17 protein-coding genes are annotated in these 20,255 nt (G+C 54.8%); 5 read left to right on the plus strand and 12 right to left on the minus strand.

The features are described from left to right. Nucleotides 1-27: 27 nt before the first annotated feature. A complete protein-coding gene (locus GFB49_RS11845) occupies nucleotides 28-1,038 on the minus strand; it encodes a hypothetical protein (RefSeq protein ID WP_214644956.1) in 1,011 nt (336 codons plus the stop codon). Between the two features lie 187 nt (nucleotides 1,039-1,225). Then, complete coding sequence (gene gcvA / locus GFB49_RS11850) at nucleotides 1,226-2,179, minus strand: transcriptional regulator GcvA (RefSeq protein WP_153216087.1); 954 nt, start codon at nucleotides 2,177-2,179, stop codon at nucleotides 1,226-1,228. A 160-nt stretch (nucleotides 2,180-2,339) separates the two neighbouring features. Here gcvA and GFB49_RS11855 point away from each other — a divergent pair, with 160 nt between their 5' ends. Then, entirely contained in the window at nucleotides 2,340-2,999 is a 660-nt protein-coding gene (locus GFB49_RS11855; protein ID WP_153216088.1) for an FMN-dependent NADH-azoreductase, read from the plus strand. A 109-nt stretch (nucleotides 3,000-3,108) separates the two neighbouring features. On the opposite strand, the gene GFB49_RS11860 is transcribed toward GFB49_RS11855, so the two are convergent. After that, the gene (locus GFB49_RS11860; protein ID WP_214644957.1) at nucleotides 3,109-3,576 is read right to left on the minus strand and encodes a MarR family winged helix-turn-helix transcriptional regulator; all 468 of its coding nucleotides are present in this window, start codon (nucleotides 3,574-3,576) and stop codon (nucleotides 3,109-3,111) included. Nucleotides 3,577-3,786: 210 nt separating this feature from the next. Here GFB49_RS11860 and GFB49_RS11865 point away from each other — a divergent pair, with 210 nt between their 5' ends. The 3 genes from GFB49_RS11865 to GFB49_RS11875 are packed head-to-tail and all read left to right on the plus strand — an operon-like array spanning nucleotide 3,787 to nucleotide 6,604. Next, nucleotides 3,787-4,809, plus strand: coding sequence for a TRAP transporter substrate-binding protein (locus GFB49_RS11865; RefSeq protein WP_153216090.1), 1,023 nt, complete (start codon nucleotides 3,787-3,789; stop codon nucleotides 4,807-4,809). Next, nucleotides 4,809-5,300, plus strand: a complete 492-nt coding sequence (locus GFB49_RS11870) for a TRAP transporter small permease (protein WP_153216091.1) — start codon at nucleotides 4,809-4,811, stop codon at nucleotides 5,298-5,300. The genes GFB49_RS11865 and GFB49_RS11870 overlap by 1 nt, the downstream gene beginning before the upstream one ends. After that, nucleotides 5,297-6,604: a TRAP transporter large permease gene (locus GFB49_RS11875; RefSeq protein ID WP_153216092.1), complete on the plus strand. Its 1,308-nt coding sequence runs from the start codon at nucleotides 5,297-5,299 to the stop codon at nucleotides 6,602-6,604. The genes GFB49_RS11870 and GFB49_RS11875 overlap by 4 nt, the downstream gene beginning before the upstream one ends. 174 nt (nucleotides 6,605-6,778) lie before the next feature. Here the strand turns inward: GFB49_RS11875 and GFB49_RS11880 are convergent, their stop codons facing one another. The 8 genes from GFB49_RS11880 to GFB49_RS11915 form a co-directional block, all read right to left on the minus strand. Continuing rightward, entirely contained in the window at nucleotides 6,779-8,209 is a 1,431-nt protein-coding gene (locus GFB49_RS11880) for an NAD-dependent succinate-semialdehyde dehydrogenase (RefSeq protein ID WP_153216093.1), read from the minus strand. A gap of 2 nt (nucleotides 8,210-8,211) precedes the next feature. Then, a complete protein-coding gene (locus GFB49_RS11885) occupies nucleotides 8,212-9,258 on the minus strand; it encodes a tartrate dehydrogenase (protein ID WP_153216094.1) in 1,047 nt (348 codons plus the stop codon). Nucleotides 9,259-9,279: 21 nt separating this feature from the next. Continuing rightward, nucleotides 9,280-10,743: an aldehyde dehydrogenase family protein gene (locus GFB49_RS11890; protein WP_153216095.1), complete on the minus strand. Its 1,464-nt coding sequence runs from the start codon at nucleotides 10,741-10,743 to the stop codon at nucleotides 9,280-9,282. 92 nt (nucleotides 10,744-10,835) lie between these two features. Further along, entirely contained in the window at nucleotides 10,836-12,209 is a 1,374-nt protein-coding gene (locus GFB49_RS11895; protein ID WP_246149689.1) for an NAD(P)/FAD-dependent oxidoreductase, read from the minus strand. Continuing rightward, the gene (locus tag GFB49_RS11900; RefSeq protein WP_153216097.1) at nucleotides 12,206-12,505 is read right to left on the minus strand and encodes a (2Fe-2S)-binding protein; all 300 of its coding nucleotides are present in this window, start codon (nucleotides 12,503-12,505) and stop codon (nucleotides 12,206-12,208) included. Before GFB49_RS11900 ends, GFB49_RS11895 begins: the two co-directional genes overlap by 4 nt. Next, the gene (locus GFB49_RS11905) at nucleotides 12,502-14,493 is read right to left on the minus strand and encodes a hydantoinase B/oxoprolinase family protein (RefSeq protein WP_153216098.1); all 1,992 of its coding nucleotides are present in this window, start codon (nucleotides 14,491-14,493) and stop codon (nucleotides 12,502-12,504) included. Before GFB49_RS11905 ends, GFB49_RS11900 begins: the two co-directional genes overlap by 4 nt. Further along, nucleotides 14,486-16,552, minus strand: a complete 2,067-nt coding sequence (locus GFB49_RS11910; RefSeq protein WP_153216099.1) for a hydantoinase/oxoprolinase family protein — start codon at nucleotides 16,550-16,552, stop codon at nucleotides 14,486-14,488. The genes GFB49_RS11905 and GFB49_RS11910 overlap by 8 nt, the downstream gene beginning before the upstream one ends. A gap of 92 nt (nucleotides 16,553-16,644) precedes the next feature. Beyond that, entirely contained in the window at nucleotides 16,645-17,541 is an 897-nt protein-coding gene (locus GFB49_RS11915; RefSeq protein ID WP_153216100.1) for a LysR family transcriptional regulator, read from the minus strand. A gap of 101 nt (nucleotides 17,542-17,642) precedes the next feature. Between GFB49_RS11915 and GFB49_RS11920 the strand changes: the two genes are divergently transcribed. Further along, nucleotides 17,643-18,740 (plus strand): NAD(P)/FAD-dependent oxidoreductase, encoded by a 1,098-nt coding sequence (locus GFB49_RS11920; RefSeq protein WP_343032553.1) that lies wholly within the window; start codon nucleotides 17,643-17,645, stop codon nucleotides 18,738-18,740. Nucleotides 18,741-18,742: 2 nt separating this feature from the next. Here the strand turns inward: GFB49_RS11920 and GFB49_RS11925 are convergent, their stop codons facing one another. Further along, a complete protein-coding gene (locus GFB49_RS11925) occupies nucleotides 18,743-20,068 on the minus strand; it encodes an NAD(P)/FAD-dependent oxidoreductase (RefSeq protein WP_153216102.1) in 1,326 nt (441 codons plus the stop codon). Nucleotides 20,069-20,255 lie beyond the last annotated feature (187 nt).

A 20,255-nucleotide genomic window follows, 5' to 3' on the forward strand; every position in this document is an offset into this window, starting at 1 on the left:
CCCTTCTCGCATCGCTATTTAGCAAGCTTACTTGGAGCCAATTTCTTGGATGCGGAAGCTATCCAGCAAAGGTGTCTCTCCCTTGAGGCTTCCACCCAAAGTGTTCAGCCGCCCGTAGCTGACAAAGATCTTACCATCACGCAGGGTTCCGGTGGTGGCATATACGTTTCCAGTGTCAAAAGTGTCAGCGATTTTTGCGCTTTCCCAATCATCGTTTGTGGTCAGCTTGAAGATCGTGTCCGACTGGACGCCAGAAGCAACATTCGTGATCGCAACGAGAGTATTGGCATCCGCCAGCACCAAACCATCGGTTCCAATCAGCGCTTTTGGCAGTTTCACTTCGCTAAAATTCTCCGGCGCGTCCAAAGGCACTTTGAACAGCGACCCATCGCTTTTCTTGGCGACCAACAGATAACCCTCCGGATGGGTTTGAATTCCATTGAGATTGAAACCCTCCCCGCGGAAGCGCTCATTGGTCAGGAAAACGCTTGCCTGGCCATCGGGCGTCACTTTGTAGATTGCAGCGGCCAGACTGTCGGTGACATAGGCATTGCCGTCTTCATCCACTGTCAGATCATTGGCAAATCTCTTCTCATCCGGACGCAAGCCTGAGAGATCCACATAGTGCAGCGGCTCACCTGTCGCGAGATCATAAATAGCAAGGGCAACAGTATCGAATTTGTCCGACGGCGCACTGCGCTCGGCCACGCCATAGTCTGAGTTATTGACGAGCAGCCGCCCACGTTCCGCATCCACCCGGATCCCAACCGCAGAGCGCAAACGTTCATCCTGGATCAGATCGCGGACTTTGCCCTCTGGCGAGATGGCCACGACCTTGCCTTTGCGGATTGAGCCCAGAATAAATTCACCGGTTGTCGGGTGTGTTTCAATTCCTTCCGGATAAAGGCTCGGAGCGTCATAGGCGAGGAAGGCGCTATCATCCTTCGCCAGTGTAACAGCCTTTCCTGCAAAAGCAGGTGTGCTGATCATCAGCGCAGTGGAAAAGATGGCAAGTGCCTTGGTGGAAAAGACGGTCATTCTTAATCTCCGCAATTTGAAAATGATGCGCTTCACAAGTAGGCAAACAGGGCAGAGCCGACGACTGAAGGTTTTTCAAGGCACGGATGAGACTGGCTATGCAAGATCACGCACGCTTTATTTGCGTTATCTGAAATGCATCTTTTGCGCTCGACTGCAGCCGCGATGCACATCTGCGACCGGTGGTTTAGCCCGTGCCCCCATCCAGCACACGCAGCCCGATTTCGCTGTCCCGAAACAGGTCAGCCTGCGCCAGTATCCACTCCTGAAACACGCGCACTTTGGCCTGGGCGAAATTGGCGGGCGGGCAGACAAGATAATAGCTTTTGTCTTTCAGCTTGATGTCGAACGGCATTTCCAATTGATTGTGTTCGAGGTCCCGCGCCGCCGCGATTACGCTAACAAGCGCGACGCCGTGACCATCACGCGCGGCTTGCAGACACATATGAGCATCGCTGAACGTTGAGATCACCGAGCTGGAAACGTCTTTCACCCCGGCCGCATGAAACCATTTTGCCCAACTGGGATCAATTTTGGAGAACCTGCTCCATTCATAGTTCACCAATGGTTGGTCCAGCAGGTCCGAAGGCTGTTGAAGCTGTGCGCTGATTTCCTTGGTGCAAACGGGAGCCGCAAAATCATCCAACACCCACGCCGCATGAAAGTCCTTATACTCCCCAAAGCCATAGCGGATGGCCACATCAATTCCATCCCGGGCAAAGTCAGTCACTGTATCAGAACTAAGGATGCGCACGGACAGCCCAGGATACTCTTTCAAGAATTCCGGCAATCGATGGGCCAACCACTGACCTGCAAAAGAGGTGGTGGTACTGACGACCAGCTCCCCTTTCACTTCGTCGGAACCCAACACGTTCGATGCCTCTGCAAGTTTCTGAAATCCCTGTATTACCAGCCGCGCATAGGCTTCGCCCTCCCCTGTCAATCGCAGTGAGCGCGTCAGGCGGTGAAAAAGCTTCACCCCAAGATAATCCTCCAGTGCTTTGACCTGATGGCTGATCGCGGTTGGGGTTACACACAATTCTTCTGCGGCCAATTTGAAGCTCAAATGGCGCGCTGCTGACTCAAAAGCTTGCAGTGCTTTCAGTGGTGGGAGACGGTTGGGACGGTCCGAGTGCGGCATTGAAGATCCAGTTTTCCAAGCTCTATATCAAAGCCGAGCCAAAAAATAACAATTCATACACGGATCCTTTGTCACCCGTCGGATGAGAAAACGGCATGTGACGTGACCCGTGAGCAAACCTAGTTTGATCGGACAAACTACAGTCTCGATTGAGGTTAACATGAAAATCCTACGGATAGATTCAAGTGCGCGGACCAACAGGTCGATTACGCGCGATCTTGCCGATACATTCATTCACGAAGTTCAGACACTGCATGGGAAAGCAGATGTGATTGTGCGCGACGTGGGGCGTGCGCCGCCACCTTTCATCGACGAAGAATGGATCGCGGCCTGTTTCACCCCGGATGCTGAACGCAGCCCCGCCCAACAGCGCAAACTGTCGTTGTCAGACACATTGATATCAGAAGTGAGCGCGGCACAGATCATCCTAATTGCTGTACCGATGTACAACTATGGCATGCCCGCAGCGCTGAAGGCATGGGTTGACCAGGTTGTTCGGGTGAACAAGACGTTTTCATTTGACCTGTCGCGCGGCGATTGGCCGCTTGAGCCGATATTGTCGGGAAAACAGTTGCTGGTTGTTTCATCCCGAGGGGAATTTGGATTTGAACCGGGCGGAGTCCGCGTAGAAATGAACAGTCTCGACCCCCATATCGCCGCATGCGCGCGCTATCTGGGGGTGTCGGATATCAAAACGGTTGCGGTGGAATATCAAGAATTTGGAGATGACCGCCACGCGGCATCAATAAAGTCTGCAAAAGCAGAACTGGCTGCAATTGCGCAGGAAATATGCCCTTCCCAATTACCAGAAATCGTTTGAAGAAACGTCTGATTAGCGGCGCACGAACCTCGGCATCCGCAGAAACCGCCACACGCTAGGTGCCCAGTGTGGCGGTTGCACCTTTTTCAAAGAACCTTGGGAACATCGATTAGGACCCATCAACGACCTTTCGCATAAGCCTGCGAAGTTCGCTAATTTCATCTTGGCTCAAACCGCCCAAGATCTCTTGCTCCACTGCTCTCATCTTTGGAACCAAATGGGAAAAGACCTTTTGTCCTTCTGCAGAGGTGCGCAGTATACGGCTTCGTCCGTCTTTCTTGTTCGACCGAGACAAGAGCCAACCTCGTTTTGAAAGACTGGCGATCGCTCGGCTGACCGTGACTTTGTCCATACTGGAGAGAGTTACGAGTTCCGCGGGGGTGTAGCTGTTTGACATGCCCAAAATTGCGAGCGCACGCCACTCATAGGGTTTCATGCCGTATTCATCGACATACACACGCGCAACCGCTTCGCTTACGCATTTGTAGAACACGCGGGTCTGGTAGGGAAAAAAATCTGGAAGATCAAAGTCAGTCTCTGCGTCAGTTCCCGTCTGACATGTAGGGATGTCTTTCATCTGCGCGTCCCGCTTCAAACTTGCTCCTCCCTTTTTGAACTGACCCTTAGCGTAACTTTCTGTGACTTGGAAAGTAAATATAGTTTCTTTTGAAATTACTGTTGACATAGTTTCTTTTGAAACATCTTATCTCCGCAGATCAGCTTATGAAAAATGCAAGCTGAACAGATTCTAAAGCGTGCTGAACGGATTCTTTAGGGAGGAAAACAAATGCAATTTTTGCGGAAATCACTCGCGCAGATGACACTGGCAGGGGCTATGGCCACCATGACAGCTGGTATTGTTTGGGCAGAAGAGCTTGTTCTGTCATCATGGCTGCCACCGCAGCATCCTATTGTGGTCGGGGTGGTGGAACCTTGGGCCGCAAAAGTTGAAGAGGTCACCGAAGGTCGCGTGACGGTTCGCGTCTTGCCGCGTCCTTTGGGCCCACCGCCTGCGCATTTCGACCTGGCTGCTGATGGCGACGCTGACGTCGTGTATGGCTTGCACTCCTTCACGCGCGACAACCGGTTTTTGCGATCGCGGATTGGCCAATTCTCATTCCTTGGAGATGACGCCGTATCGACGTCCAAAGCCTACTGGAATGTCTATACCGACAAGTTGGACGCAGCTTCGGAACACGAAGGCACCCACCTATTGTCCCTGTGGGTCCACGGTCCTGGCATGTTCCACAACAATCAGCGTGCCATCGAAAGCCCCGCGGATTTTGAAGGCCTGAAAATCCGTGTACCCGGCGGTTATGTGTCTGAATTGGTGGAAGCACTTGGCTCAACCACACAGTTCATGGGACCGGGTGAGGTTTTTGAACGTCTGTCCACCGGCGTTATCGACGGTGTAACCTTCCCGGTCGAAGCGCTGCGGGCCTTTAACCTTTCCGAACATGTCACCCACGCGATGTCTGTGCCGGGTGGCCTTTACAACACGAGCTGGTTCATGGTCATGAACCAAGATCGTTGGGACGACCTATCTGCCGAAGATCAAGAAGCCATCAGCAAAATTTCTGGCGCAACACTTGCCGGGCTCGCTGGAGAGGTCTGGAACGCGGCTGATGCAGGTGGTCTCGCCGACGCTGAGGCCGCGAACATTACCATCACCCCAGCAAATGACGATGTCATGTCGGCATTGACTGAATTTGCGGACACAGCAGAAGCAGCGTGGGCAGCTGAGCTGGATGCACAGGGTTTTGACGGTGCCGCTGCTCTTGTAGAATTGCGCGCGCAAGCCGCGCAGTAATGTCAATGCCAGACCAAAACAAATTGGCCAAAGCAGGCTCCCTCGTGGCGTCTGCTCTTGGATTGGCCTGTGCCCTCGTCTTGCTATCGATGATGTGTTTGACGGGGGCCGATGTGCTTGCCCGATATGTTTTTAACGCGCCGATCAAAGGCGCGTTTGAACTGGTTGAAATTATGATGGTGCTGCTGGTTTATCTCGCTTTCCCGCTTGCCATTCTCGCCAACTCCCACGTGGAAGTAGAACTTTGGGAGCCCAAATCAGTTTTTGCGAACAAATTCCGCATTATTTTGGCCTCCATATGTGGATTGGCGGTCTTTTCGATCTTTGCCTTCGAGCTGTTCGAACATGCGCAGAAATACACCAAGCGCGAGACCGTAACAAACTCTCTGAGTTTTCCACTAAATTACATCGCTTACGCGGCCATGGTAGGGGCTGCTGCTTGCGTGCTTTTCACTGTCACCTCTGCGATTGATAGGCTCAAATCCAAATGATTGAATCTGTTATTGGCATAATCGCCCTTTTCGGGCTTGTGCTGCTTCGTGTCCCTATTGCTTTTGCAATGGTCGTTGTCGGCACCCTTGGCTATGCGGCTCTGCGCAGCTGGGATTCAGCATTTAGATTGGCTGGAAACGCAGCCTTTGATGTGCCGCTGTCGTTCACGCTATCGGTCATTCCACTTTTCATTTTGATGGGGAACCTCTTGACCCTATCAGGCGTATCAGACGCCTTGTTCTTGACCGCACATCGTGGCTTGCATCGTTTGAAAGGCGGCTTGGCCATGTCGACCATTGTGGCCTGTGGAGGCTTCTCCGCTGTATGTGGATCGTCCCTGGCAACGGCCGCTACGATGTCCAAAGTTGCAATGCCAACAATGCGCAAGACGGGCTACGCTGACGGTCTTGCAACGGGATCCATTGCCGCGGGCGGCACACTTGGCATTCTGATCCCGCCGTCCGTTGTCATGATCATCTATGGCCTGATCACCGAAGCCGATATCGGCAAATTGTTTATCGCAGGTATGTTACCCGGTCTGTTGGGCGTCTGCTTCTACCTATTGACCGTCGCCGTAGTCGTAAGGCTGCGCCCTGGTGATGCGCCGGCAGAAGGTGAGCTCGCGCCAATTTCCCGCAGTGACATCAATGGCGTAATCGCAGTCGTTTCATTGTTCATTGTGATCATCGTCGGGATTTATGGCGGCATTTTTACACCCTCTGAAGCCGCTGCCGTGGGTGCCGTTGTGTCTTTGATTATCGCAATCGCACGTCGGTCGCTTACGATACGCAATCTGTATTCAGCCTGTGTGGAAACCACGCGGACAACGGCGATGATCTTTGCGCTGATTATCGGTGCAGAGGTGTTCTCAAACTTCATCAATTTTGCCGGCCTACCTGATGCGATCCTGACCTGGGTAAGCGGGATGGATGTTGGCCCCTTTGCGGTCATCCTGGTGATCATGCTGGTCTACGTGGTGCTTGGCGCCGTGCTCGAAAGCCTTTCCATGATCCTTTTGACCGTGCCAATCTTTTATCCCTTGGTTCTGTCGTTGGATTTTGGATCAACTTGGCTGGCCACAGATGCAGCCGTTACGATCTGGTTTGGGATATTGGTTGTGGTAGTTACAGAAATCAGCCTGATTTCTCCACCAATCGGATTGAATGTCTTTGTCCTGCGCTCGGTGCTGCGCGACGTGCCGATTATGACAATTTTTCGCGGTGTTCTACCATTCTGGATGGCTGACATGGTGCGCCTGGCGGTGCTGATCGCACTGCCCGCGGTTTCACTCGTGCTGATTTGAACGCTATTTGGGAACCAGCTGCAAGAAGACCAGCACAGTAACTTAGAGCCTTGCCCAATGTGAGCACAGTAACTTCACGGCCATTGCGGAACTCGAGCGACACGCCCGAATGCCGCTTTGGCCTTGAAATCAAAACGTTTGAGAGTGCCTGCCTCAAAGTTTGAACAGAGCAGGTCAAAGCCCGCCAAAATGGAAGGCTTTGGTTTCGAGATACTCTTCAATGCCTTCCTGTGCCCCTTCACGACCGAGGCCCGAAGACTTCACGCCACCAAATGGTGCCTCGGCATTGCTCACAGCTCCGGTATTCAACCCAACAAGGCCAAATTCAAGCGCTTCGCCAAACCGAAACGCTCGGGCCAGATCTTGGGTGTAGAAATAAGCTGCCAAACCAAAAGGCGTACCATTGGCCAGATTGAGCGCTTCTTCTTCGGTCTCAAACCGAAAGACGGGCGCAACGGGGCCAAATGTCTCTTCCGAAGCTAACAACATCTCAGGCGTTGCATCTCGCAAGACAACAGGATCAGCAAATTGCGAAGCCAGCTGGCGGGACTGTGTCGTGGGGCGCGCGCCTTTTGCTACGGCGTCTTGAACATGCGTGCTGATTTTGGACAAGGCGGCCGCATTGATCATCGGGCCAATATCCACGCCCGGCTGATCGCCCTGGCCAACCTTCAGCGCATCAACTCGCGCCGATAATTTCGCGACGAACGTCTCATATACTCCGGATTGCACCAAAATCCGGTTAGCGCAAACGCAGGTTTGCCCGCCATTGCGAAATTTAGACATCATTGCGCCGTCGACGGCTGCGTCAATATCTGCATCATCAAAGACAATAAACGGCGCATTACCTCCCAGCTCGAGACTCAGTTTCTTCAACGTCGATGCGCATTGCTCTGCCAATAATGCACCCACGCGGGTTGACCCTGTAAAGGACAGTTTGCGCACAATGGCGCTCGACGTCAGGGCGCGACCAATGCCTACGGGCAAACCGGTCACAATGTTTATGGCCCCTGCCGGAATACCGGCCCTTTCTGCGAGCACACCCAGGGCCAGCGCAGAATAAGGAGTGAAATCTGAAGGTTTGATCACCACGGTGCAACCTGCAGCCAGTGCAGGCGCAACTTTGCGAGTGATCATTGCGTTTGGGAAATTCCAAGGCGTGATGATTGCCGCGACACCTACCGGCTCTTTCAACGCAAACAGTTTCTTCCCTGGCACCGGGATCACTTTGCCATTGATGCGGCGCGCTTCTTCGGCAAACCAACGAACAAAGCTGGCCCCATATACAACTTCGCCCTCGGCTTCGGCCAATGGTTTACCCTGCTCTGCACTTAGAATGCGGCCCAGATCTTGCTTGTGGATTAGCATAAGGTCGTGCCACGCCATCAGCAAATCTGCCCGCTCTGCATTGGGACGTTGGCGCCATGCAACCATGGCAGTTTCTGCGGCGGAAATCGCTCTATGTGTTTCTGCTTCTGAACAGTCAGGCACACAGCCTATCACCGCGTCTGTTGCCGGATTGGTGACCGGTAAATCCGGCCGTTCCAACCACTCTCCATTCACAAATGCCGCATGTCGTAACAGATCGGGATCATTTAATCGCATGATCAATGCTCCAGTTCAGCCACAATACCCGCGGTGATTGCCGCGGTTGTGTGTTTGCCAGGCCGCGTGCCAATGCCCTTTGCGGTGGTGGCTTCAATCGCACGCAACAATGCAGCTGCGGCTTGAGACTCCCCCAAGTGTTCCAGCATCATGGCTGCCGACCAAATCGCTGCAATCGGATTGGCAATGTTCTGCCCAGCAATATCAGGGGCCGAACCGTGCACGGGTTCAAACATCGAAGGTCCAGAGCGATCCGGGCAAATATTGGCAGAAGCCGCAAAACCAAGCCCGCCTTGGATTGCCGCCCCCAGATCCGTCAGGATGTCACCAAACAGGTTTGACGCCACAATCACATCCAGATCCTGCGGGGCCATCACCATTTTGGCCGCCATTGCGTCGATATGCATATTGCTGACAGTCACATCCGGGTATTCTGCCGAAAGTTCGCGGGTGACTTCATCCCAGAAAACCATCGAGTACTTCTGCGCGTTGGACTTGGTGACGGACGTCAAATGTCCGCGCCTGGCGCGAGCTTGTTCAAAACCGAACCGCAAAATGCGCTCCACACCGGTGCGTGTGAAGACAGAGGTTTCCACGGCCACCTCATCATTGGTCCCTTGATGGACACGTCCGCCTGCACCGGAATATTCGCCTTCGGTGTTTTCGCGAATGCAAAGAATATCAAAGGCGTCCGCGACCAGCGGCCCTTTAACGCCTGGCAACAGCCGGTGCGGGCGAATGTTGGCATATTGGGTAAACGCCTTTCGTATTGGCAAAAGCAGCCCGTGCAATGAAACCGAATCCGGTACGGTATCAGGCCAGCCAACCGCGCCCAGAAAAATTGCATCAAAGCCGCGAAGCGTTTCAATGCCGTCTACTGGCATCATTGTTCCATGTTCCAGATACCATTCGCAGGACCAGGGAAATTGAGTGTTGTTCAAAACAAACCCAAACTTTTGGGCGACCACATCCAAGACGTGAACTGTGGCCTCTGTCACATCCACACCGATACCATCGCCGGGGACTAAAGCGACTTCATAAGATTTCATACTACTAGCTTTCTCTTGAGGTCACAGATCGATCAATACGGACTTGCTGCGGCGGTTTGCCAGAAACGCTTCGCGCCCCAAGTCTTTACCCAGGCCGCTGGACTTCCAACCACCCGTTGGCAGAATGTGATCTTGTGACCGGCCATAACGATTGACCCAAACGGTGCCCGCTTCAAGCGCCTTGGTCACACGCACTGCTCGCGACAGATCACGTGTATAGACACCTGCGCACAATCCGTAGGTCGGATGATTGCCCAACGCCAGAGCCTCTTCTTCCCTGTCAAAGGTCTGGAAGGTGACAACTGGGCCAAAAATCTCTTCGGTCACAGCGGGATTGCTGTCGGTGACACCTGTGATGATGGTCGGCTGATAAAAACTGCCCGCCCGGTCAAACACAGCCCCGCCACACAACACTTCGCCACCTTCGGCTTTGGCGGCCTGAACAATTCCATCAATGCGCTGCAGCTGTTGGTTTGAGATTATTGGAGAAAACCCGGCTGGATCGTCCCATGTCGCAGCTGGTTGTTCTTGTGCAAAGGCCTGAACCAGACGCTGAGACAGCTCATCCGCCACATCGCGGTGGACAATCAAGCGCGTCCCTGCAACGCAGGTCTGCCCCGCATTTGGCAGCACACCCCGGGCCAGGCAATCAGCCACCAGATCAAGGTCCGCATCGGCAAAGACAATCTGCGGAGATTTGCCGCCAAGTTCCAGCGTCATCGGCTTGATACCGGTTTTTGCGATATTTTCCATGATCGCTCCGCCCGCACGGGTAGAACCGGTGAAACTGACCTTGGCGATATCCGGGTGACCGGTAATGGCACTACCCGTCGTTTGTCCATCCCCAAGCACAATATTGATCAACCCTTCGGGGATACCTGCGCGCACCGCCAGTTCCGCCATAAACAATGTCGAGAACGGTGTCATTTCTGAGGGTTTCAAAACCACTGCATTTCCGGCGGCAAGAGCGGGCGCCAGCTTCCAACCCGCCATTGAAATTGGATAATTCCAAGGGGTAATGGCCCCAACAACCCCATACGGCTCATGCGACACAAAACCCAATTGGCCTGCAGAGGTCGGAGCCAGATCTCCGCCTTCCTTATCTGCAAATTCAGCAAAAAACCTGATCTGCGTGGCCGTTATTTTAGCATCCCCAACGGCCACATGGCCCACCGGTCGGGTGGAACACACAGCTTCAAGCTTTGCCAGCGTTTCAGCCTCGGCTTCGATCAGATCCGCCCAAGCATGGAGCGCACGCAAACGATCGCGCGGAGCACAGTTTGCCCAACCGGTTGTACGCAAGGCGCGCTGTGCAGTCTCAACCGCTTGATCCACGGTGTCGGCATCTGCCTTGGCTATGTCTCCCAGGATGCGACCATCAGAGGGCGCCGCAACCGAAAGCGCCGCAGCGCCAGAAACATATGAACGTCCAATAAAATGGCCGTTGGGAAGCGTCAGTGTGCTGGGGTCAAAGGAACGTTTCATTGGCGCCGATCTTGTTTGAATTCATCACTAATCTACGTACTGAACCTCAGCAAAAAGGGCCGAAATGCAGCCGAATGCAGCACAATATTTTCTTACGGCTGCTCTTTCACGCATTCACTATTAAGCACTGCTGAAATCGGCACCGGGCGGATTGGTGGCTGCGCCCGCAATCGCCCCACTTCACGGGGCGCGGTTTGTCCAATGCCCGCAAGAACTTGGCTCGCTGCAAACTGGCAATATCGCCCCTGACAGCGCCCCATCCCCACACGACACTGGGACTTTACCCGATTGATTTCAATGCCAACGCGCTGTGCGGCCTTGGTAATGTCATTCACCGTAACGCCTTCGCATCGGCATACCACGGTGTCGCCGGGAAGCTGTTTCATCAAATCTTGAGGCAGTTGAAAAGCCGTAGCCAAACCACTGGCGAACCGACGCATTCGAGCATAACGCCGCAATACCCTTTTGTTGAGTTCAGGCGAGAGCGACATATCCGCCAAACACGCGCTTGCCGCTATGTGGCCGGCACATTCTGCGGCGTCCGCCCCCAAAATGCGCGTGCCGTCCCCTGCAAGATAGACGCCCTTGCCGATGCGTCCAACTTTATCAATGGTCGGCAACCACTGGGACCACTCAGGTGACCATTCGAATTGCGCGCCGACAAGATCCGCAAGCTGCGTGTCGGCCATAAGATGCCATCCCAAACCCACGGCATCGCAGGGTGTTTGATGCTGTTGGCCTTTGTGATCATGCCAATGCAGATGGGTCGGTCCCCTTTTGTTGGTCTTGATGCTCAAGGTGTTGACCCCAGCATGGTAACGTCGACCAATAACAGACCGCAGATAACCGCCCCGCAGTGTCACAATAGGGCGCGCCATAGCCATAGCCCATGCGCCCTTTAGCTGTTGGCGCATGGGAGCAGTGTCCAATACAGCCAAGACATCCGCGCCCGCTTTAATCAATTGCGCGGCCACCAATGTCAGCAGCGGACCTGTGCCTGCCAGCACCAACCTACGCCCCAGCGCAGCCTCTTGGGTTTTTAGCGCAATTTGCATCGCACCCAGAGAGAAAACACCAGCTGATTGCCAACCCGGTATGGGCAAGAGACGATCACCGGCACCGGTGGCTAAAATAAGCCTCTCAAACCGAAGACACTGGATGCCGTCATCTGTCAGAATTTGCGCGTTGTTCTGGCCAATGGACGTCACTGAGCTGTGTGGAAGATGTGTCAGTTGCCCCTTTGCGACCATCTGATCAAAACACCGATGCAGCGCTACAGCCTTTGCGGCTTCGGACCCATACCGACCTTTGGCCCCATAGTTTGTCTCGATTGAAGGTCGCCGATAAATTTGTCCGCCTGCCTGTTTCGCCTCATCCACCACAACCGGGTGTAACCCTGCCTTTACGCAGGTTTCAGCCGCACGAATACCTGCTGGTCCCGCACCAACGATGAGGACACGCGTCATGTCAGCCATCCGTCACCCGCCGTGGATCTCAACCGCATGCCTGCTCGAATCTCAGTGGAGCAGGCGCGCAGGCGCTGACCCTCTTCTTGCCAGACCCAACAGTCCTGGCAGGCCCCCATCAGACAAAACCCGGCGCGCTGTTCCGGGCCGAACTCAGCCTGTCGCAGCGCGCCTGTTTGCGACAATACCGCCATCAGGATTGTATCCCCTTGCAGGCCTTGCATCGGCTGGCCATCAAAGAAAAAGTCGACGCTGGCCCGTGTTGTTGATGTCAAACGGTGCAGCCGTCCAGTCATGTGTCACAACTTGGGCTGGCTGGATTGAGCAGCTCTGCCAGCTCCGGGAACCTTATTTCGATTTCCGCCAAGGCCGCGTCTACACCTTCCGCACCTTTGCGGCCGTCCATCCGGGCAAAGACCTCGGTTTTTGTAAAAAACCGCCAATGGGTCGGCAATTGCGCAAGGGCTTTGGTCAACGCGTCATAGGCGGCGTCAGTCCATTGTGCCTCATAGGCATTCCGCTCCGCCCCAAAATGGAACATCGTATCGCGCAAGGAACGGGATTGGCGCAAGGTCTGCGTTTGTTTGTAGTCAACAACCCCATTGTTTATCACAACGCCATAGGCGCTTTGCGCCGCTTTGGACGAAACATACCCACAGGTGACATCCCGTGCGACACGATCCGGATCGCGCAAGTACGGGTCTCCACGCCCTCCTCCGCCAGCCGAGCGGATCGTCAGCACATCACCGGGTTGCAACACTGCGGTGTCCTGATTGCCCAGATCAAATCTGCTCTCTGTATCAGGATTCATGACCATATGCGCCAACCCTGCAGAACACCCACCCAAAGTACCCCATGGGCGAAATTTCGATCGATCCCGGTTGCGAGCTGTGATCCGCGTATCCGGTGAAAAAACCCGAAACGAGAGTTCTGTCGCAAGGCCTCCACGCCATTGCCCTGCCCCACCGGAATCTGTCGCAAGACCATATTTCAGGACCTCCACCGGCACTTCGGTCTCGGTGATCTCAATCGGTGTATTTTTCAGATAGGCAGCGTCGGCACCTGATCCATTGGTGCCATCCCGGTGAGGCATCCCGCCCCCACCGCCAACCACGGGATTGACGGCTGCAATCACCGTCTTTTGCCTCCGCTCATCGCGGGTCATCACATTCACGATGCAATTGTTGCCCGCTGGCGCCGCGGGCATTTTTTCTGGAATGGCTTGTGCAAAGGCCCCAAAGATAACCGAGCGCAACCGCGCGCATGTCAAAGACCGCATACCAACCGCGGCTGGCGCAACGGGGTTCAGCACGGAACCTTCAGGCGTGATGCAGGTAAAGGCGCGTGTCAGGCCTGTATTCAACAAAATTTGCGGGTTGAGCGTATACAAAACATAATAAACCCCAACCAAAAGCATTGTGTGGCGCGGATCCCCACCAGAGGGCACATTTAATGAAGACCCGAGCTGAGGATCAGATCCCGAAAAATCCAGAACGGCCGCGTCGTCTTGAATGGTCAGTTTCAGATGCAAGCGACAGGGGTTGCCTATGTTGCTGTCTTCGTCAGCATAATCCGCAAAGCTGTATTCACCGTCAGGAATTGCTCGCAAAATGGCCCGCGCTTCGGCTTCTGCCTGATCCATCAGCGTGGCGACACCGCTCACGAAACCCGTTTTGCCAAATCGCTGGATCATCGCCTGCACTTTGCGCTCACCAGTGTTCAGTGCCCCAACAAGCGCCTTGATGTCTCCGATATTCAGCTCAGGCTTACGCACATTAGTTTCCATGATCCGCATCAGCGTTTCATCAAACACACCTTCGCGTACCAGTTTCATGGGCGGAAAGCGCAAGCCTTCTTGGTGCACCTCGGTCAGCGACCGGCTCAGCGAGGCGGGGACAGCGCCTCCCATGTCTGTGTTGTGAATATGGCCGCCTGTCCAGGCAACAATTTCACCGTCGCTGAACACCGGCTTCCACAAATGTGTATCAGGAGCATGGGTTGCGACATGGCCTGAGTAAGGATCGTTGGTAAAAGCAATATCGCCCGGCCGATAATCCGCCACCATATCGATGGCCCGCCCATAGGTCAGACCCGGATACCAGGTCGCGCCAAGCTCCATTGGCACAGCAAAGGTATCGCCACGCCGGTCCATCAGCATAACGGTGAAATCCTGCGTTTCTTTCACAAAAGCGGAATGCGCCGTGCGGTGCAACGTGTGTGCCATATTCTCGGCAGCCGCGCGAGCATGGTTGGCCAGGACCCGCAGTGTCATTTTATCAGTCATTTGAAACCCCATCAAAACGCACCACAATATTTGACATTGGATCAACCGTCGCTGTGCAATCCTGTGGGATGATCAACGTCGTGTCTTCTTGGGAGACAATGGCAGGACCTTTCAACTGGGCGCCGGGCGGTAGGGCCTCACGCTGATACAGCGGGATATCGCAGGCCATTCCGGTGAAAACAGGTACAGTTTTTTGGGGTTCAACCTTACAGGGCTTGGCAGTGTGCACCGGAAAGTCCGGGTCCGGCCCGGCCCCCACAATGGCCAGCCTCAGGTTGATAACTTCGATCTGACCTGTTGGATCCGCAAAATCGTACAAACGCGCGTGGGTATTATGGAAGGCCTGAGCGATATCCTCGGCAGAGTCCAACCACTCCTGTTTGAGCGCTACTTCAACTTCATAACTTTGCCCCGAATACCGCATTTCAGCAGTGAGGTTCAGCTCGGCAGCACCTTCGTGGCCCTGCTTGGCCAACCACGCACGCGCCTCTTCCACGAGATCAGCAAACAGAACTTGTAAGTCGGAACCAAGCTGACCATCCAGTGGGGCAAAGACCGTGCGGATGAAGTCCCCGCGTAAATCCGCAACCAGCCCTCCCAGTGCAGACACCACTCCGGGCCGGCGCGGCGCAATCATGCGCCCCATTCCAAGATCCTTTGCAAGGAACGCTCCAAGCATCGGCCCTCCCCCACCAAAGGGCAACAGAGTAAAGTCCCTGAGATCAACGCCCTCCCGCGACGCGAGCTTTTCAACTTCGACAAACATTTCCGACAAAGCGATGTTCAAAATTGCCTGTGCCGTCTCTTCTACACTGCGCCCCAATGTTTTGGCCAAAGCGCCAACTGCATTCCGCGCGAGGCTTTGATCCATCCGAAGTTGCCCATAGGCCAGATCACTGTGCCCCAGCCAACCGCAAACAGCCATGGCATCTGTCACTGTTGCGTCGGTCCCGCCACGCCCATAGCAGGCCGGACCTGGAATCGAACCTGCCGAAGTTGGTCCAACACGCAACACTCCGTGACCGTCAACAGATGCAATCGATCCACCGCCGATAGCGATGGAACTTACTGAAACCGAAGGGATATAAAGCGGGAAATCCCCGATCATCTCACCCGTACCGAACTGAGCGGCACCGTCGATAATAAGAGCGATGTCGGCCGAAGTACCGCCAATGTCCAATGTCAGAATACGGTCCTCACCCGCCTGACGCGCCAACCAGGCTGCTCCGGTCACACCTGACGCGGTGCCAGACAACAGCATCGACACGCAGTTTTCTCGCCCGTCCCGCGCGCTCATCACGCCACCATTGGACTTGGTCAACAAGGCCTTCGCCGGGATGCTCTTTTGTTCCAGACGCTTTTCAAGCGCTTCGAGGTAACCTGCAACACGTGGGTGCACATATCCGTTCAGAATAGCAGTACAACTGCGTTCATATTCACGGATCACGGGCCAAACCTCGGACGAACTAAAGGCAAAAACACTCGGTTCCATTTCCAAAATCATGCGTTTCACCAAACGCTCATGCGCGTCATTGCGCCAACTGTGTAAGAAGGAAACGATGATGCCCTCAGCCCCCGAAGCCAAAGCCTGTTTTATGGCCGTTGCCACAGACTGCGCATCTGGTGCTGTGGTCTCTTCACCCTGTGCATTCAGCCGGGCTTTGACCCCAAAAATTCGATCGCGGGGGATGAGAGGGTCTGCACGGTGGCAAAACAGGGAATACATGTCAGGCATCCGCAACCGCGCCAACTCCAACACGTCTTCAAAACCCGCGTTGGTGATCATCGCGAGCTTGGCCCCTTTGCGTTGCAACACTGTATTGATCCCAACCGTGGTGCCATGGACAAAGCGAGTCACAGCCTCTGGGGCGAGCCCTTCTTGCTCTTGAAGAACAGATAGGCCCGTCGTCAGTTCTGCCCCTGGATCATCAGGCGTCGTCAGAACTTTCAGCGTTGCCAAACGGCCGGAATTCACCTCAAGCGCACAGAAATCCATGAAGGTACCGCCGATGTCGACACCAATTTTCCAATCTTCACGGGGGGGGCTCGTCCCATCCATCGTATCGCGTCCTTTGCAATCTGTTGACGCAAAGGGAACAGATATAGCCGAAAGCGTCCAAGACGCTTACAATGCCCGGCCATAAGAAAAACTTATGATTTTGTTTTGCCTCTTAAGTCACAAACAGCACGCAACTCCTTTGACATTATCTGATCCGCTTGGGACAGCTGTCGATCCTTCAAGGTGAGAAGGGACAAAGGTATTGTGGGGCTGTCGGCTAACGGTCGCACCTTTATGCCTTGGAAGTGCTCCCAGGGTAGCAAGGCGTCAACCAGAGCGACACCCAACCCAGCCTGTACAAACCCGACCGCAGATATTGATGAATCAATTTCCAAATCAGGCTCAAACGATATCCCTTGTCTTTGGGCGGCCTGTTGCAATTCATCCCTGGGGCGGGTCTGCGTACGGTATGAAATAACTGTGCGCTCCGCCATCATATCGAACCTTACCTCTGCCTCATTCGACAGCTCAGAGTGTTCAGACATCAGACAGCAAAATGATGTTTTATCAATAACTTCCGCGCGAATATCTGAAGGAACTTGGTCATCCAAGGCCAACGCCAATGTGGCATCTCCTGTCCTTAACATCGAAATCAGAGTGCTGATGGGCGCCACATGTACGCGCAACTGGATATTGGGATGCTTCTGCCGCAATCGGCTCAATGCATTCGGCAAGACCGACATGGAAGGCGGGGCGGACGCCGCGATACGGACAAGCCCAGATCGCCCCTTGCGCAGATCTGTCGACTTCCGACGCAACCCCTCAAGCCCCGAAAACAGGCGTTCCGCATCGGGATACAGCTCCAAAGCCTCCGGCGTTGGATGGAGACGGCCCTTTTCACGATTAAAAAGAAGAAAGCCAAGTTCGTCCTCAGTGTGACGCAATACCTGGCTTAACGCAGGCTGTGAGATATTGAGCACGCGCGCTGCACCCGTGACGGTGCCAATCCGCATAACGGCTGTAAACACTTCCAATTGACGCGCGCGCATTGTGACTCCATAGGCTGAACTTATAGTCGTCGCAGAAAGCTGTCTTTGACGCAAGCCGCAGATCCCTTTTTGATGGCAAAAGGAGGTACGATACCTTGCATGTGATCATCTTGGGCGGTGGCCTAATGGGAACCGCGACGGCTTATTTTCTAACTAAACGAGGGGCACGCGTCACACTGATTGAACGTGGCCAAATTGGTGCAGGTGCAACCGTCGCCTCATTTGGAAACATTCGGCGCTCTGGACGTTATCTGCCGCAAATGCCTTTGGCTAATCGTTCGCTGGCTCTGTGGTCACAGCTTGAAGCCTGGCTGGATCTTGATGTCGAGTTTCGCCCAACCGGTCATTTGCGGCTGATCTTTGATCAAGACGGCCTATCCATGATGCAACAGTTCCGCAAGGACGCCATGGAATGGGGCCTGACACTGGAAGTTTTGGAGCCAAAAGACATCCAGCGACGCTTTCCGGGCTTGGGGCCAGAGGCGGTCGCGGCCTCTTATTCACCGGATGATGGCTCTGCCAATCCGCGCCTCATAGCGCCTGCATTTGCAGCCGCCGCCGCGCGCAATGGCGCACGCCTCCACGAACAGGTCTGTGTTTCAGACATACAACACAAAGACGATGGCTTTGCGGTAAAGACCACAGCTGGGACCTTTCAGGCGGACACGTTGCTAAATTGTGCCGGAGCCTGGGGCGCTTATATTGCTGGTCACTTTGGCGAAAAGGTTCCGATCACATTGGCCGGACCGCAAATGGGTGTCACCGAGCCTCTGCCCCACCGCATACTCCCCGTGGTTGGGGTTTGGTCAAAAAGTCATGGGGCCTATCTGCGCCAGGTCGAGCGCGGGAATGTTGTTTTTGGTGGCGCTGTGGCGCGGAGCCAAGTGGGCGAAGACGGATATGCCAAGGTTAATCCGTGCGCTTTGCCGACCCAAATGAAAGAAGTGGTGAAACTGGTGCCCGCCCTTCGGGAAGCGACGATCATTCGGCAATGGTCAGGGGTCGAAGGTTACATAGACGACATGCTGCCGGTGATGGGCTCCTCCCACACCACCAAGCGGCTGTTTCATGCCTTTGGGTTTTGCGGACACGGTTTTCAGCTGGGCCCCGGTGTGGGGGATGCGATGGCTGAGCTGATCACAACTGGGACCTGCTCCACACCTCTGTCGCCCTTTGATATCGGAAGGTTTGCCGCATGACGTCAGAAATCGGATACTTTGCCCCATTGGCTGCCCGAAAAACGAGACAGTTTGTATTGCGACATCTGCGTAATGGGTGCACGCGCCAACACCATATCTGCCATCAAATGGCCAACACCGGGGCCAATCCCAAAGCCATGCCCAGACAATCCAGCGGCCAGAGCCAAGCCTGGGACGCCAATATCACTGTCGATAACTGGCACCCCATCTGGCGTGCTGTCGATATAGCCCGCCCAAGACGCCTGAATAGGAACTTGGTTCAACGCCGGAAAGAGCTGTCGCCCGCGTGCCAGAGTTTTTGCAATCGTTCGCGCATCTGGGCGCGGGTCCAAAATGCGTATGTGTTCCATCGGCGTCGGCTGGTCCATTTGCCATTTCTGCACCCCATCAAACCCCGCACGCCAGGCCTGCGTGCCGCCGGGGGCCAGCGAGCGCCAGCGCCGCAGGAACATGGGCAGGAAATGTTGCGCGCCGCGCAGCATACGCGGCGTCGGATCGACCTTTGCAAGCCCCGAAATCGCGAGCGTGTAGCCGCCATCACCGCGTTTGGTGATCGAGACATCTTTGGTATGCACCGCATCCGGCACGCCTTGCGCTCCCGGAGCCACGGACAATATGGAACTGCGAACCGAGGATTGGGGAAAAAACACACCGATCTGGTGCAGGAAACTCCCCGCCCAGACACCACCGGCGAGAACCACCTGAGTGGTTTTGATCAGACCTTTCTCGGTCACAACACCAGACACAGCACCGGCGCTCAATTCAACTCCACGCGCCGCACAGCCCTGCAGAACAATCCCACCATGTTTTTTGATGCCCCGCGCAATCGCAGGCGCAGCTGCGGCTGGATCGGCTATGCCATCTGTCGGAGACCAAACGCCGCCTTTCCAGGATTGTCCGGTTGCCGCAGCGTGCTCGGCTGCTGCTGCAGCGCTCAACATGCGGGTATCAACACCTTCGCCGCGCGCAAACCGTCCCCAGTTTGCCCAGCCATCAATTTCAGCTTCGTTCTTGGACAGATACAGCAGACCACAGCGGCGGAACCCGATGTCTGCGCCGCAGTCCTGCATCATCTGTTCCCACAAGGTCAGACTGATACGCGACAAAGGCAATTCGCGCGCATCGCGGTTTTGTTGTCGGCACCAACCCCAATTGCGGCTGGATTGCTCGGCTCCGATGCGCCCTTTCTCCAAGAGCACAACATTTTGCCCGGCCCGTGCCAGCCAGTAGGCAGTGCAAACACCAATGATCCCGCCACCTATGACAACGGTGTCTGCCTGCCGAGGGCAATTGGAAGCAGAGTTAATGTGCAGAAGCGGAGCCGTCATCGATCATTCCCAATTCTTTTCTTAGGAAGTACCTTGAAACAAACGCTGCGAACTACCGGATTGTACGGGAATTCAGCATATTCTGTTAAAGAGCGCCCCGGCGAATGGCTTGTGTGGATGGCTCCTGCATAGCAAGACATTTTTGATCTGATTTGTGCATTTGTCAGAAGCAGTCATGTGTCCGGCC

Source organism: Tritonibacter litoralis (genome assembly GCF_009496005.1).
Taxonomy (GTDB): domain Bacteria; phylum Pseudomonadota; class Alphaproteobacteria; order Rhodobacterales; family Rhodobacteraceae; genus Epibacterium; species Epibacterium litoralis.

What these genes read in the sequence shown, in the direction of transcription:
- GFB49_RS11845 (WP_214644956.1), bottom strand. Translation starts at nt 1,038, where the DNA reads ATGACCGTCTTTTCCACCAAGGCACTTGCCATCTTTTCCACTGCGCTG.
- gcvA (WP_153216087.1), bottom strand. Translation starts at nt 2,179, where the DNA reads ATGCCGCACTCGGACCGTCCCAACCGTCTCCCACCACTGAAAGCACTG.
- GFB49_RS11855 (WP_153216088.1), top strand. Translation starts at nt 2,340, where the DNA reads ATGAAAATCCTACGGATAGATTCAAGTGCGCGGACCAACAGGTCGATT.
- GFB49_RS11860 (WP_214644957.1), bottom strand. Translation starts at nt 3,576, where the DNA reads ATGAAAGACATCCCTACATGTCAGACGGGAACTGACGCAGAGACTGAC.
- GFB49_RS11865 (WP_153216090.1), top strand. Translation starts at nt 3,787, where the DNA reads ATGCAATTTTTGCGGAAATCACTCGCGCAGATGACACTGGCAGGGGCT.
- GFB49_RS11870 (WP_153216091.1), top strand. Translation starts at nt 4,809, where the DNA reads ATGTCAATGCCAGACCAAAACAAATTGGCCAAAGCAGGCTCCCTCGTG.
- GFB49_RS11875 (WP_153216092.1), top strand. Translation starts at nt 5,297, where the DNA reads ATGATTGAATCTGTTATTGGCATAATCGCCCTTTTCGGGCTTGTGCTG.
- GFB49_RS11880 (WP_153216093.1), bottom strand. Translation starts at nt 8,209, where the DNA reads ATGCGATTAAATGATCCCGATCTGTTACGACATGCGGCATTTGTGAAT.
- GFB49_RS11885 (WP_153216094.1), bottom strand. Translation starts at nt 9,258, where the DNA reads ATGAAATCTTATGAAGTCGCTTTAGTCCCCGGCGATGGTATCGGTGTG.
- GFB49_RS11890 (WP_153216095.1), bottom strand. Translation starts at nt 10,743, where the DNA reads ATGAAACGTTCCTTTGACCCCAGCACACTGACGCTTCCCAACGGCCAT.
- GFB49_RS11895 (WP_246149689.1), bottom strand. Translation starts at nt 12,209, where the DNA reads ATGACGCGTGTCCTCATCGTTGGTGCGGGACCAGCAGGTATTCGTGCG.
- GFB49_RS11900 (WP_153216097.1), bottom strand. Translation starts at nt 12,505, where the DNA reads ATGACTGGACGGCTGCACCGTTTGACATCAACAACACGGGCCAGCGTC.
- GFB49_RS11905 (WP_153216098.1), bottom strand. Translation starts at nt 14,493, where the DNA reads ATGACTGATAAAATGACACTGCGGGTCCTGGCCAACCATGCTCGCGCG.
- GFB49_RS11910 (WP_153216099.1), bottom strand. Translation starts at nt 16,552, where the DNA reads ATGGATGGGACGAGCCCCCCCCGTGAAGATTGGAAAATTGGTGTCGAC.
- GFB49_RS11915 (WP_153216100.1), bottom strand. Translation starts at nt 17,541, where the DNA reads ATGCGCGCGCGTCAATTGGAAGTGTTTACAGCCGTTATGCGGATTGGC.
- GFB49_RS11925 (WP_153216102.1), bottom strand. Translation starts at nt 20,068, where the DNA reads ATGACGGCTCCGCTTCTGCACATTAACTCTGCTTCCAATTGCCCTCGG.